The organism is Leptospira idonii, assembly GCF_004770995.1.
In the GTDB taxonomy this organism is placed as follows: Bacteria; Spirochaetota; Leptospiria; order Leptospirales; family Leptospiraceae; genus Leptospira_A; species Leptospira_A idonii.
Genome location: NZ_RQHW01000033.1, coordinates 19399 through 32358 on the forward strand (window position 1 = coordinate 19399; position 12960 = coordinate 32358).

A 12960-nucleotide genomic window follows, 5' to 3' on the forward strand; every position below is an offset into this window, starting at 1 on the left:
GATGAATGGTGTAAGCCGACACAGAATCGGATTGTTTGATTCTGGACTAGGTGGTCTTTCCGTTCTTCGTTCCCTTTGGAAGGAAACAGGGGACGTAGATTATATCTATTTTGCGGATTTAATCAACGCTCCCTACGGCAGAAAATCGAAAAAAGAAGTGTTGGAGTTTTCTCAGAACGCTTTTCAGTATCTTTTGGAGCAGAACTGTGACGCAGTTCTGTTTGCGTGTAACACTGCCACTTCGGCGGCGGCCAATCTGCTTCGACAAACTCACAGCATTCCTATTTTCGGAATGGAGCCTGCGGTAAAGCCCGCTTCTTTGGACCATCCCGATCGTCCTATCGCCATTTTTGCCACCGAACTTACCTTAAAGGAAGAAAAGTTCAAAAACCTTTTGGAATCTATGGGAGCAAAAAACGAGTTTATTTTCGTTCCCTGTGAAGGTCTTGCCAAACTCATTGATGAGGACGTTTGGGAGGATGCTTGGGATTTTCTGGATGCCAAAATCAAAACCGTGATCTCTAAAACGAATGTTTTCGTGTTAGGCTGCACTCATTATGTTTTTTTAAAAGAAAGAATCAATTATGTATATCCTGACGTTAAGGTTTATGACGGCAATTTAGGAACTTCTTTGCATATCAAAAATGCTCTTCAAATTCCAGGTTCCGGAAAAAACAATCTGGATATACTTTTAAACACTCATATTTCCGATTATGTGCATTTGGCGAATCGAATCGCCAAAAGTTTCAGCGCTTCTCATACTCTATCTCTTACGAATACAATTACAGGAAAAATTAATGTCTAATTCTTATAAACAAGCGGGAGTCGATACCGAAAAAGGACAGGAGTTTGTTCAAAGAATCAAACAAAATGTGGCCAGCACTCACAACTCGAATGTTCTGGGCGGTCTCGGCGGATTTGCCGCATGTTACGATGTTAGTTTTTTAAAAAATTATTCCCAACCGATCCTTCTTTCCGGAACGGACGGAGTAGGCACAAAACTTGAGTTAGCAAGACAATTGGACATTCACAATACTGTCGGAATCGACTTGGTCGCTATGTGTGTGAACGATATTTTGGTGAACGGAGGACAGCCTCTTTTTTTCCAAGACTACATCGCTTGCGGTAAATTGAATGTGCAAAAAATGGATCAAATCGTCTCGGGAATCGTAGAAGGATGCAAACAAGCCGACTGTTCTTTGGTAGGCGGAGAAACTGCGGAACACCCTGGTGTGATGGAAGAAGATGAATACGATTTGGCCGGTTTCGTAGTAGGAGCCGTGGAAAAGTCGAAAATGATCGACGGAAAGACGATTCAACCGGGCGATACTGTGATCGGTCTTTCTTCCTCAGGACCACATAGCAACGGTTTCTCTCTCATCCGCAGACTTCTTATGAAAGAGGGAAAACTTCCTACGAATTCTTCTGAACTCGATTTCATTAAAAACCATGTTTTTGTTCCTACTAAAATTTACGTAAAATCCATCCTCAGCCTGATCCAAAAATTCCCCGCCAAAGGAATGGTTCATATCACCGGGGGAGGATTTTACGAAAACATTCCCAGAGTGCTTCCTAAAGGTATGGGAGCTTCCATTTCTCTTCCCGATCTTCCCGAATCTTTTGTATTCGAAAAAATCAAAAAAGATCACGGATTGAAAACGGAAGATATGTTCTCTACCTTCAATATGGGAGTAGGGTATGTCTTGGTCGTTTCTTCGAACGATACGGATTCGGTTATTGCCGAATTGACAAAGTTAGGTGAATCTGCAAAACGGATCGGTGTAGTAGATACAAGCGGACAAATCAATATCCGATAGGGAATCTGAGGACGAATTTTGTTTTCCCCGGGGAGGATTCGAAATGAATGTTCCCGGAATGTCTTTTTACGATCTCTTGAATCAAATAAAGTCCTAATCCTAGACCGTCACCTGCATCTTTGGTGGAGAAAAAAGGCTGAAATACCTTCGATTGGTTTTCGGGTGCGATTCCTGGACCATTGTCTATAATGGCTACTTCTGCGAACTTTTCCACAGCGGTCGTTGTGATTTCAATCTCTCCTTTGTGCTGCATGGCTTGGATGCTGTTCCAAATGAAATGAGACCACATCTGGGTGAGGTCCGCCGGATTACAATGGATTCTTCCATCGAATTGAAAATCCGTTATCAGTCTGATGTTTCGTACAAAATGTTCTTTATAAAGTGCGATGGCAGAATGGATCGTGTCTTCCAGGCTGTGTAAACTTAAAGAAGTGTTCGATTGCATCCCTGCGAAGTTTTTCAGAGCATAGGTGATTCTGGAAAGACGTTTGATCGCATACATAATGTGATTGATGGAACGATTCATCACCAAAATTTTTCTCAACTGTGCGAAATCTTCCTCGGAGTCGCAGCTTTGAATGAGTCGAACGGCATCTTCATCGATTTCACTGATCCCAGAGTCTGTGAGTAATTCGGAATATTTATCCGATAGTTTAATATCTGTTTCTTGGAGTTTTTGATTGAGTTCCTTCCTCAATTTTCTGTTCGCAAGACCTGTTGTAAGCCCCAGTTCCGGATAAGGAAGATTTGTAAGTCGGAGAATTTTATCTTCGATTTTGGATCGTGCTTGTGAATTGTAATCGTCGTGCCATTCGCTGGATAGAGTTTCCGTAGAGGCTTTGATGGCTCCGATGGGGTTGTTGATCTCGTGAGACAAACCGGAGATGAGTTGTCCTAAGGAAGCTAGTTTTTCGGATTGAATTAGTTTTTCCTGAGTTTCTCTCAGTGCCGCCAAAGTCTGGTTTAATTCTTCGTTGCTGTTTTGAAGTTCCAAGGTTCTTTCCAAGACTTTGTTTTCCAGGGACTTGTTCAAGTCTCTGAGTTCGATTTCTGCCTTTCTTTTCTGTGTTTGGTCAATTCCGATCCAAATGATTTTTTTGACCTGATCGTTTTCCGCAGCAATGGTTCCTATCCTCCATTCTAAAAATCGAATTTGATTGTCTTTGGAAATGCATCTTAAGATGATGCTGTCCGCTATCTTTCTGAAATCTGAAATATCTTCTATCACTTCCTGGAGTGTTTTTCTATCCGTATCCAGAAGCATAATGTCGTAGATGAATTTGCCGATTGCGTCTTTGCGGGAGATCCCCATTAGATTTTCTGCGGCGTAATTGAAATTTTCGATCACTCCCGTTTCGGATGTGATGACCAAAATGCTAGCTGCATTGTCGAAGACCGCTATATTTAGATTTTTCTCCTCCTCCAAATAACCTTCCGCCGTCTTCGTATTCGTCACATCCATTGCGACTCCGTCTAACGTAAGAGGGTTTCCTTCTAGGTCGTAACTAATGCTTGTATAATGTTCGATCCATAATGTTTTTCCTTCTTTGTTTTTCCATCGAAGAAGTATTGGGGTTTGCCCGGAAAGAAAGTCGGAGATTTGTTTGATGTCTTCCGGAACGGAGATTTTAGAGAGTATTTCCGGATCCGTATAAAATTCTATGATGCTGTATCCCGTAAGTTCTTCCAACCTATGATTCAAATAAATAAAACGAGGGACGGGATTCAGTTCTATGCTGTAAATCAAAGCGGGAACCTGGTTGTTCATGATGAGTAGCCTGGTATGTAGCGCTCTCATTTTCTTTTGAAGTGAGTTGAGTTCCTCATTCGCTTCTTCCAGTTTGCGTTGCTGCAGAAGCAAAGCGGCAACGATCATAGTGATTCCGAATACGAACATTAATGTGATCGGTATGGCGATTCCTAGATTTTTATACCATTCGATTCGTATCAAGAAAGGATAGAAAATTCTATGAAGAGCGATGAACCAGGAGATGCTTGCGATGATGGCAGTGATGCTTTTGGGAAGATCTTTTCTTTGTATGGCTCCCCATCCGAAAAATGCAAAACTTGCGGCGATTAAGATCGAGCTGGGAATCGCAATATAAGAAGTTTCCTGATTTAACAAAAATAATATGAATGTGGAGGAGAATGCTAAAAATAGAACGATGCCTAGTTTGAGAAAAGGAGTTCTTCTTCGGTCTACTCGAAACGCTCCGTTGAATACGAAATATCCTGCGGAGATAGTGAATGTTTCCGAAATGAAATTCAATAGATTGTTGTCTAACGCAGGTTTTAAGGCGAGAAAAAGATACTTTACCGCCAGAATGAAGAAAGCGAGTGAGAGAGAGGAAAGTCCTAAGTTGAAGTCTTTTTTCTTCCCTAAGTAAAATAAGATTACCGCTAATATGAAATTAAAGGCGATCATCCAGCCGAATAAGAATGATTGGATATCCGCTGACACTGGACCTCCCTGCGATTAAAGTAGGCTCTGAATTAAATTGATAAGAGCTTCGTTTTCAAACGGCTTGTGAAGCCAGCCTATGGCGCCCGCATCCTTCCCTTTGTCTCTCATTTCAGGGCTAGTCTCGGTGGACAAGATCACTACTTTCAAATTTTTTCCGTTAGGTGAAGAGAGCGCTTTTTTAGTAAGTTCGATCCCTGAGATATCCGGCATATTTACGTCGAAAATCGCAATATTATAAACATTGGATTCCAGTTTCAGAAGTGCTTCTTTGCCGTTTGCTGCAGCATCCACTTCATGACCTTCCGTAGAAAGAACCAAGCGGAGGATTTTCAAAACAATGGGGGCATCGTCTACGATTAAAATTTTTGCCATCGTCTTTGCCTAAAAATTATCTTTTCATTTCTTTTCGGATCATACGACTCATTTTCAGACCAGGTGCGAAATTAATTTGAGAAGAGATTCGTTTGCGAACGGTTTTACCAGCCAGCCGACCGCCCCTGCATCTTGTCCTTTTTTCTTCATCTCATCGCTGGATTCCGTAGTGAGCATCACGATTTTCATACCTTTTCCGTTAGGTGAGGCTAGGACTTTCCCTGTCAGTTCGATCCCTGTCATCCCGGGCATATTTACGTCGAAAATCCCTATGTCAAACTTGTCGTTTTCCAGTTTATTCAATGCTTCCATTCCGTTGCTAGCAGAAGTAACTTCGTGTCCTTCCGTCGTTAATACCAAATTTAGAATTTTAAGAACTGCTGGTGCATCGTCCACTGTAAGTATTTTAGCCATAGTTTATATCCTTATTTTTGAATAGGAAGTCTGATGGTTAGGCAGACATCCTTACTTTTATTGGGTCGAATGTTGTTTTCAATTGTGTAAATCTGAACGTTCGCTTTGTGTTGTTCTATTATTTTTTTGACAAGAGGCAGACCTAAGCCGAATCGGAATTGTTCGTATTGGACATAACTGTCGTCCATTACGGAAGAGATTCTATAAAAGGGTTCGAACACAAGGTGCTCGTGTTTGCCGGAAACTCCGATAGTTTGGTCGGGATTTTCATAGGCTGGATTGACTACCTTGAGTTCCAGAAAATTCTCTTTTACGAAGAAGATCAGGTAGATTGTATCTTTCTCTCTGGAATATTTAAGAGCGTTGATCAGAACTTCTCTCACTGCATGTCTCATTTTTCCAGGATGCAATCGAATTTGGTTTCCTGATGTTCCACCAGGAACTCCGCTCATTGAAATTTTTTGATTCCTCAGAGAAGCCGCTTCTTCCAGTTGTCTGACTTCTTCTTCCATGATTTGGGAGAGAACGGAAATTGGATGCAGCTCTTCGATTTCAAAACTGTCGTCGATTACGTTTTGGGAGATGGACATACTGTCGAACATCCCTTTGGCGGATTCGTAATTTTCCCGAATCAAATCATAAAGGTTCTTAGGAATCGTATAGGTGGAGCTTGCTTCATCAAATTTTGATTTAGTGAGTAATACGCTGACTACGCTCATCAAGGTTCCTATCCCACTTCCTTGAAATAAACTAATATTCATTTGGTGGATCAAATCGCTCGCTATGTTTTCGGAATCTTTTTCCGTAAGCGCTTTTTTCCAATCGAAGATTTCTATCATTTTTTTATATAATAGATTTTCTCCTTCCTGGATCACTTCCGTCTTTCGTTTCAATTGTCCGTAGTCGAACGCACGATCGATGGTAAGTTTGAATTTATCTTTGCTGGTGATTTCTTCCAGATAGTCGTAGGCTTTATGTTGATTGAGATACTTTGCGACTTGATCCCAGCTTTGTTTTTCCGATTTGAGAATCACCAAAAGATCCGAATGATTCTTTTGAATTGTCTCCAGAATATTGGTTTTATCCTTTCCCAAAACTTCGCAGTCGATGATCAGGATTTGAAATCTTTCTTGGGAGAACATCTTCCAGAGATCATCTGCTTCGGAGATATGTTCTCCGGTATAGTTGAGTTCTTCTATATGACGCAGAACGATTTCCGCTCTTTCTCTGGAAGGATCGAAAATAAGAATGTGAGGAATCATGTTTGTGCCAGCGCCTTTATTTTTTCGCCGATTTTGTCCAAAGGCAATTGGTGGGAAACCGCTCCTAGTTCGAAAGCGACCTTGGGCATTCCGTAAACCACACAACTGTCTTCGTTCTGTCCTATGGTGACGGCTCCTTTTTCTTTGAGGTGAAGGAGTGCTTTCGCACCGTCTCCTCCCATACCGGTCAGTATCGTCGCTACCGTTTGATCGGATAATCTTTGTTCTACTACGGAATCGAACAAAACGTCCACGGAAGGTCTGTGGCCGTTGACTTTTTCCGTTTGTAAAAGTTTCGTATATAGGTCTTTGCCTATTTTTTGAACTGCCAAATGATAGTTTCCCGGCGCAATAAAGATCGAACCAGGCTCCATAATTTCTTTGTCTTTCGCCTCTTTTACGTTCAACCCCAATTCGTTTTTCAGTCTTTTGGCAAATAGTGTCGTGAAGTTTTCCGGCATGTGTTGTGCGATCAGAGTAGGAGGCATGCCGGATTCGAAATGAGAAAGAACCGTTCTGAGTGCGTATGTCCCTCCCGTAGAGGAACCGATCACTAGTAATTTTCTCTTATATATATTCTTCGTTTCCGTTTTGGAGGGAAGGGGAGGAGAAATATATGTCTTCGTTTTATGAAAGTTAACGTTAAAGCTGAGGGCTGCATTCAGTTTTTCGATGAGGGCCGTTTTGGTTTCTTCCAAACTCTCCGGACTTCCCGTCGGTTTAGATATAAAATCGAAAGCGCCAGCATCTAACGCTTCTAAGGTTGTATCCGCACCTTCAGTCGTATGGGAACTGAACATAATGACCGGCATAGGATATTGAGGTAGAAGTTTTTTTAAGAACTCGATCCCGTCCATCCCCGGCATGTGTACGTCCAAAGTCATTACGTCCGGTTTCGTATCTAGGATGCGGTCTCTTGCTTCGAAAGGCTGACTGGCTTCTGCCGCCACTTCCCAGCGAGGATCCGACTCCACCCAGCGGCGGATCATGGATCGAACTGATTTTTGATCGTCTACGATCAGAACTTTGTTTTTTTTCATACAAAGTTCCTTGCATCCTGTTGGTGGAAATAAATAGAGATGAGTTTTCTTACGTCCAAAATCAGACCTGCTTGTCCGTTCCCCAGTATGGTGCATCCGGCAAGACCGTTTATATTTTTGAAAACGGGAGAAATCGGTTTGATGACGATGGATTGATTCCCTAAAATTTGATCGAAAACGATTCCCAGTTTTTTATCTTCATATTCAGCAACGATTACGTAGGTCTCCTTGGGAGAATCGGGACTTCCCAGAGACGAATCGTTTCCAAATAACAGATCTAAGTCGGCTATAGGTATCATCGTATTTCTATATGGGAACATTCTATTATTTTTATATAGTTCGCTGAATTGATCAATAGAAATATAAAAAGTTTCCCGAATATCGATGGAAGGAATGATGAAAAAACCGTCTCCCTTTTTCATCACCATTCCTTCGATGATCGCCAAGGTGAGAGGAACTCGGATCAGAAAAGTAGTTCCTTGTCCCGGGCTGGATTGAACATCTACGAAACCTTTCAACGCGGAAACATTCTTTCTGACTACATCGAGACCGACACCTCTTCCTGAAAGATCGGTGACTTCGTTCGCAGTAGAAAAGCCGGGTTGAAATAAAAAATCCCATACTTCTTTATCCGTCATTTCGGATGTAAGAGAATGGGATGTGAGTCCTTGTTTCACTGCCTTATTGATTATTTTTTCCCGATCCAATCCCTTTCCGTCATCGGAAGCGGAAATCCACACTTCTTTTCCCGACTGCATTGCTTCCAGATAGATTTTTCCTACAGGATCTTTTCCTGCTTCTTTTCTGTCTTCCGTCGATTCCAATCCGTGATCGATCGCATTTCTCAGGATATGAACGAGAGGATCATAAATTTCTTCCACGATGGATTTATCGATTTCCGTCTCTCCTCCGGAGATCAGAAGAACAACTTGTTTGCCGGTCTTTTTGGAAGTGTCTCGGACAAGTCTTTCCATTCGAGAGAACACTCCCGCAATCGGCACCATTCGCAGACTGAGAGTGATCTCTTGCAGGTTGCGAACCAGTTTTTTCAACTGGGAAGCTGTTTTGTGAAAATTATCTAGTGTTAGATGAGCAAGATCCGGATGGTTCGTTACCATCGGTTCCGCAATTACGATTTCTCCTACGATGTCCAAAAGACTGTCCAGTTTGTCCGTGTCGATTCTGAGATCTTTCTTTTGCGCCTGTTTGGTGGTGGATTGAGAGAGAGGTTGTTGTATTGGAGCAGGTTCTTCTTTTTGTGCGGGGGCGAATAATCCGAACTCTTCTTCTTTCGGTTCCTCTTTTGTTTGAATAGGAAACAGTCCGAATTCCTCATTCTCTTCCGGAGATGATGCTGCCGGTTTGAGAAATAAACCGAATTCTTCCGCAGTGATTTGAGTGAGTTTTACCTCTTCGGAAGCTCCGGAAGTTTGGTTTCTTACTGATTCGTTTTTTGAATTCAATTCCGCTAAAAAGTCCCAATGATTGGGATTATGAAGATCTCCGTCTCCCGGATTCGTTTCCTCTGTATCAATTAACTCTCGTAAGATGTCATGAGCTTCCATCAGAAGCTCTAAAGTTTCTACATCCTGAAGTTCAGGATGAACTCTCAAAAAATCCAGAAGGTTTTCCGCAGCATGTGCGATCTTTACTACCCCGCTTAGACCGAAAAAGCCGGAACTTCCTTTGATCGTATGGAAATGGCGGAATAATGTGTCAAGAGTCGCCCGATCCGCTTCTTTGGAACTGTTTGCCAATTTTTCAAAATGCAATAGTTCCGTTTCAATGGCGGATAAAAACTCTCTCGCCTCCGCAAGAAACTCTAATACATCGTTTCTATCCAATTCCATAATTACGATTGAGGGATTTGTTTGGCCAGAGTCGTTTCATCATCGGATAGGATTTTTGTGATATCGATGATGATTTTTACTTCGTCACCGATCCTTCCCGTGGCGGTGATGAATCTACTGGCAAGACTGTCGCCGATTTTGGGAGCGGGATCGATATGGTCTTTAAGAATACGAGTAACTTCGTTCACTTTGTCCACAATCAGTCCGATCACCAGATCTTCCCATTGAACGAGTAAAACACAGGTTCTGTCATGATAGGCGATGGGTTCCATCAGAAAACGAAGCCTCATGTCCAAAACGGGAATCACCTTCCCTCTTAGGTTGATGACTCCCTTTAAAAAACTGATCGTCCCGGGAATGGTAGTGATCGGAGGAAGGGCAAGAATCTCCACCAGATGCCTGACTTCAAAAGCATAATCTTTGTTATCTAAAGAGAAAGTAAGATACAGATTTTCCATCGTATCTTCCTTCGTCTCTTCTTCCCATGTTTTTGCGAATTGAGTCATGTTTCTAAATGCCTTTAGAGGACGATCTCATGTCTTTCCATTCGTACCAGTGCCGTAGAAGTTTCTTTGGTATCCTTCAATTTGAATCCTAAAATGACGGATCTCATTATCTCCACCTGACGTTTCAAAGTCTCGCTGGAAGCGGCCACTTCCTCGGCGGAAGCGGCTGTTGTTGAAGTAACTGTTGTTACTTGATCTATTCCTTGAGTGATCTGAAGAACGGCCGATTTTTGTTCATTGATGGAAAGTGCGATTTCGTTTGTGATTCTATTTACGCCTTCCGCACTCTGAGTGATTTTTTCGAGCACATCCGCCGTTTTTTCCGTGGCTAGATTTCCTATTTTTACCTTTTTAAGAGAGGTTTCTATAAGAGATGTGGTTTCATCTGCCGCCCCTGCGCTTTTTTGCGCCAGGTTTCTTACTTCTTCTGCGACGACTGCGAAACCTTTTCCGTGTTGTCCTGCTCTCGCTGCTTCTACTGCCGCATTTAACGCAAGTATATTGGTTTGAAAGGCGATGTCGTTGATCACTTTATTGATTTTCGAAATTTGTTCGAATGAGGAACTGATCTCCTGCATGGCGCTGATGAGTTCCTGCATCTTTGCATTTCCCTCGTCCGCTTGTTTTGCGGTGACCTGGGAGAGTTGGGTCATTCGTTCTACATTTTCAGCATTCGATAAAAAGCTGTTACCGATTTGAGTCAAAGTGGCTGAAATCTCTTCTACGGCGCTTGCTTGTTCGCTGGCAGCTTCGGAAAGGGAAGTGCTGGCATCCGTCAATTGTTGAGCTCCAATATCCACTTCTTGGGAGGAAAAATGAAGTTTTTCAACGATTTCGGAAAGATTACGGAGCATTAGATGGAGACTTTTTCCTAAAACATCCTTATCCGATTTCAGGGAAACGGAAGAAGTGAGATCACTTGTGGAGATTCTTTCCAAAACATTGGCTCTCTCTCTGATAAAGTCAACTAACTCAGAAAAGGCGTCTGCAAGGATTTTAATTTCGTTCTTTTTTACGATCGATTCCTTGTTTTTTCCTACCTGATCCAGAAGATCCTGAGATAGGCTTACATTCAAGTCCCCGATCGCAATCGTTTTTGCTGCGGCAACGATCTCTTTCATCGGGTTTGCAATGGCTGCGGACATTGTGTACGCAATCCAAAGAACGAATAAAAACGATACACCTATCGTAGTGAAAAAGATATAAATCGAAGTTTTGTAATCTTCTTCGGATTTGAGATATTCTTCCTTTGCAACCACAAGCTGGATGCGAATCAATTGGTCCAAATGATTGGTGAGCGGTTCAAAGATGGGATACATGTCTTCTGCGACAAATCTATCGAATTCCGCCTCGTTTTTTGTGATGAGGAGGGTTTCCAAACGTTTCACTCCCTTCTTCAAAGGAGGAAATTCGTCTTCCATCTTAGCGATCACTTCCTTCTCCGCATCCACCAGGTAGGTTCCTAGATATTCTTTCCAAACCCTGTCCGCTTTCGCTTCGGACTCCCGAATGGAAGTTAGGGCATCTTCGTAGGATAACTTTTTGCTTTTTGCCTTATTGGCAGCATCGATCATACCGATGAGGTAAGCGTCCGAAACATCCTTGATTTGGCTGATCGGAACGACCCTGTCCGCATATACGGAATGAAGTGTTCCTAGGATTTTATCGGTGGTCCAAAGGGAGATTCCTCCGATGAGCAGCATAAATAGGAGAGATACTAAAAAACCGATCAGCAGACGTGCACGAATTCTTAAATTTTTGAACCAGGTCATTCCATTGTCCCCAAAGAGAATGGCAAGATTATTCATAGATTTTTGAAAATGTCAATCCATTGAAGGCGGGATTTGGAATTTTAATTTATCAATTTATTATTTAAGGAAAACTCTAAAAAGTTGCCGTATAACCAATGCTAAAATAAAACAAAAACTGGGGAATCTTCTGAAGTGTGAACTTTTCCCTGGCCCAAATTTTGGCTACGGAATCCAAAGCGGGGTTTCCTGACTGAAAAGAATCGATTGTGTTCAGTATATAAGAATTGACCGGTCCATACATTTTGTTTGGATTCGGAACCAGTCCGTCTTCCGACGTTCTGTTCCAGGAAGCTCTGCCAGGATCTCCTCCTGCGAAACCATAATAATTGTTCGAGTCCCAAAGGTATAAATCGGGTCTGTAGATATTGACTGCTTTTAGGAAAAATTGCCCGAAATGAAATGTGACTGAGCTGGTTATGTCTTGTATCCCGCTTCTATTGTCCAATGCATTGTTTCCCATCGCATAACCTACGTTGACAGAGGGTTGAATGCGGAAGAATTTTTCCTTTCTGAATTCGTGATTCATTTGGAAGGAAACGTAATTTCTTCCGGTCATATACCCTCCGTTTTCCGTGGAATACTGTGTGAAGTACGAAAGGGTCGGAGACAAAGATCGTAAGAAAGGAAGCTTCCAGACGATGAAGTATTCGTGCCAGGTGAGTCTTGTGATCGCATTTCTATTGTTTGCGTTCATTGTGTTCGGACCGTAAGGGAATCCCGTCCCTCCTGCGGCATAGGGGTTGGCGGTTTGCGTTCCGGAAGGAAGTAAAAAGGAAGGCGATTTATGAAATGTATTATAAAACCAAATCCCTCCCGAAAATTGTCCGAACTTAGTGGCATCGAAATGGTATGTGAATACCACGAAAAGTCCGTCGGAACGTTTCATCCCGTTCGGTTCTTTGTAGGGGGCTACATCTTTTCCGGGAACTCTGCTTCCGCATTCCGCTAAATTTCCTCCCATTCCCATGGCTCCCGATTGTAAGGTTTGTGCGCATAGGTCTTGGTTGTGAGGATCCCAATTCGATTTATCTTCTCCTAAATAAGAGGGTCCGACTCCCCCCGAACCGGACTGGAACAATCGTTTGTCGGAATCCCTGTCTTCTCTTTGGTTCAGTTGGAAGTTTCCGAAGAGTTGCAATTGGAATTTTCTATCGTGAGAGAAAAAATCTACCGTAGGTTGAAAAGCGGGAGCATAAGTGAAACTTTCATAAGAATCGCCGTTTCTTCTTTTTAAACTTTCCCCTGCCAGTGAGTTTCCTCTCCAAAGAAAGTCCGTTACGATTTCGGAAGTGAACTCGACGATCATCTCCTTTTTATCGGAGGAAGGTTCTTGTTTTTCCTTAGTATCTTCACCTAATAAAGAAAAGTTGACCAAACAAAAAGAAAGAAGGAATAGAATTCTTTTTGTTTGTTGCATCGGGACT

Annotated in this window: 11 protein-coding genes; 2 read left to right on the top strand and 9 right to left on the bottom strand. The window is 42.3% G+C overall.

Annotation, left to right across the window (positions count from 1 at the left end; genetic code table 11):
• The first annotated feature begins 1 nt into the window (after position 1).
• Both murI and purM read left to right on the top strand, forming a co-directional pair.
• The gene (gene murI, locus EHS15_RS09680; RefSeq protein WP_135760366.1) at positions 2–805 is read left to right on the top strand and encodes a glutamate racemase; all 804 of its coding nucleotides are present in this window, start codon (positions 2–4) and stop codon (positions 803–805) included.
• Positions 714–1817, top strand: coding sequence for a phosphoribosylformylglycinamidine cyclo-ligase (gene purM, locus EHS15_RS09685; RefSeq protein ID WP_281277625.1), 1104 nt, complete (start codon positions 714–716; stop codon positions 1815–1817). The genes murI and purM overlap by 92 nt, the downstream gene beginning before the upstream one ends.
• Here the strand turns inward: purM and EHS15_RS19450 are convergent.
• From EHS15_RS19450 to EHS15_RS09730, 9 genes are all read right to left on the bottom strand, one after another.
• Positions 1804–4278, bottom strand: a complete 2475-nt coding sequence (locus EHS15_RS19450) for an ATP-binding protein (RefSeq protein ID WP_135760368.1) — start codon at positions 4276–4278, stop codon at positions 1804–1806. The two genes, purM and EHS15_RS19450, sit on opposite strands and share 14 nt — an antisense overlap.
• Positions 4279–4293: 15 nt before the next feature.
• Positions 4294–4653 (bottom strand): response regulator, encoded by a 360-nt coding sequence (locus EHS15_RS09695; protein ID WP_135760369.1) that lies wholly within the window; start codon positions 4651–4653, stop codon positions 4294–4296.
• Positions 4654–4707: 54 nt separating this feature from the next.
• Entirely contained in the window at positions 4708–5067 is a 360-nt protein-coding gene (locus EHS15_RS09700; protein WP_135760370.1) for a response regulator, read from the bottom strand.
• 11 nt (positions 5068–5078) lie between these two features.
• Positions 5079–6329 carry an ATP-binding response regulator gene (locus tag EHS15_RS09705; RefSeq protein ID WP_135760371.1) on the bottom strand — a complete coding sequence of 417 codons (1251 nt, stop codon included), beginning with the start codon at positions 6327–6329 and terminating at the stop codon, positions 5079–5081.
• Positions 6326–7369 (bottom strand): protein-glutamate methylesterase/protein-glutamine glutaminase, encoded by a 1044-nt coding sequence (locus EHS15_RS09710; RefSeq protein WP_135760372.1) that lies wholly within the window; start codon positions 7367–7369, stop codon positions 6326–6328. The genes EHS15_RS09705 and EHS15_RS09710 overlap by 4 nt, the downstream gene beginning before the upstream one ends.
• The gene (locus EHS15_RS09715) at positions 7366–9219 is read right to left on the bottom strand and encodes a chemotaxis protein CheA (RefSeq protein WP_246052043.1); all 1854 of its coding nucleotides are present in this window, start codon (positions 9217–9219) and stop codon (positions 7366–7368) included. The genes EHS15_RS09710 and EHS15_RS09715 overlap by 4 nt, the downstream gene beginning before the upstream one ends.
• A gap of 2 nt (positions 9220–9221) precedes the next feature.
• The gene (locus EHS15_RS09720) at positions 9222–9725 is read right to left on the bottom strand and encodes a chemotaxis protein CheW (protein ID WP_135760373.1); all 504 of its coding nucleotides are present in this window, start codon (positions 9723–9725) and stop codon (positions 9222–9224) included.
• 14 nt (positions 9726–9739) lie between these two features.
• Positions 9740–11497 carry a HAMP domain-containing methyl-accepting chemotaxis protein gene (locus tag EHS15_RS09725; RefSeq protein WP_135760374.1) on the bottom strand — a complete coding sequence of 586 codons (1758 nt, stop codon included), beginning with the start codon at positions 11495–11497 and terminating at the stop codon, positions 9740–9742.
• Between the two features lie 112 nt (positions 11498–11609).
• Complete coding sequence (locus tag EHS15_RS09730) at positions 11610–12953, bottom strand: hypothetical protein (protein WP_246052045.1); 1344 nt, start codon at positions 12951–12953, stop codon at positions 11610–11612.
• Positions 12954–12960: the final 7 nt, after the last annotated feature.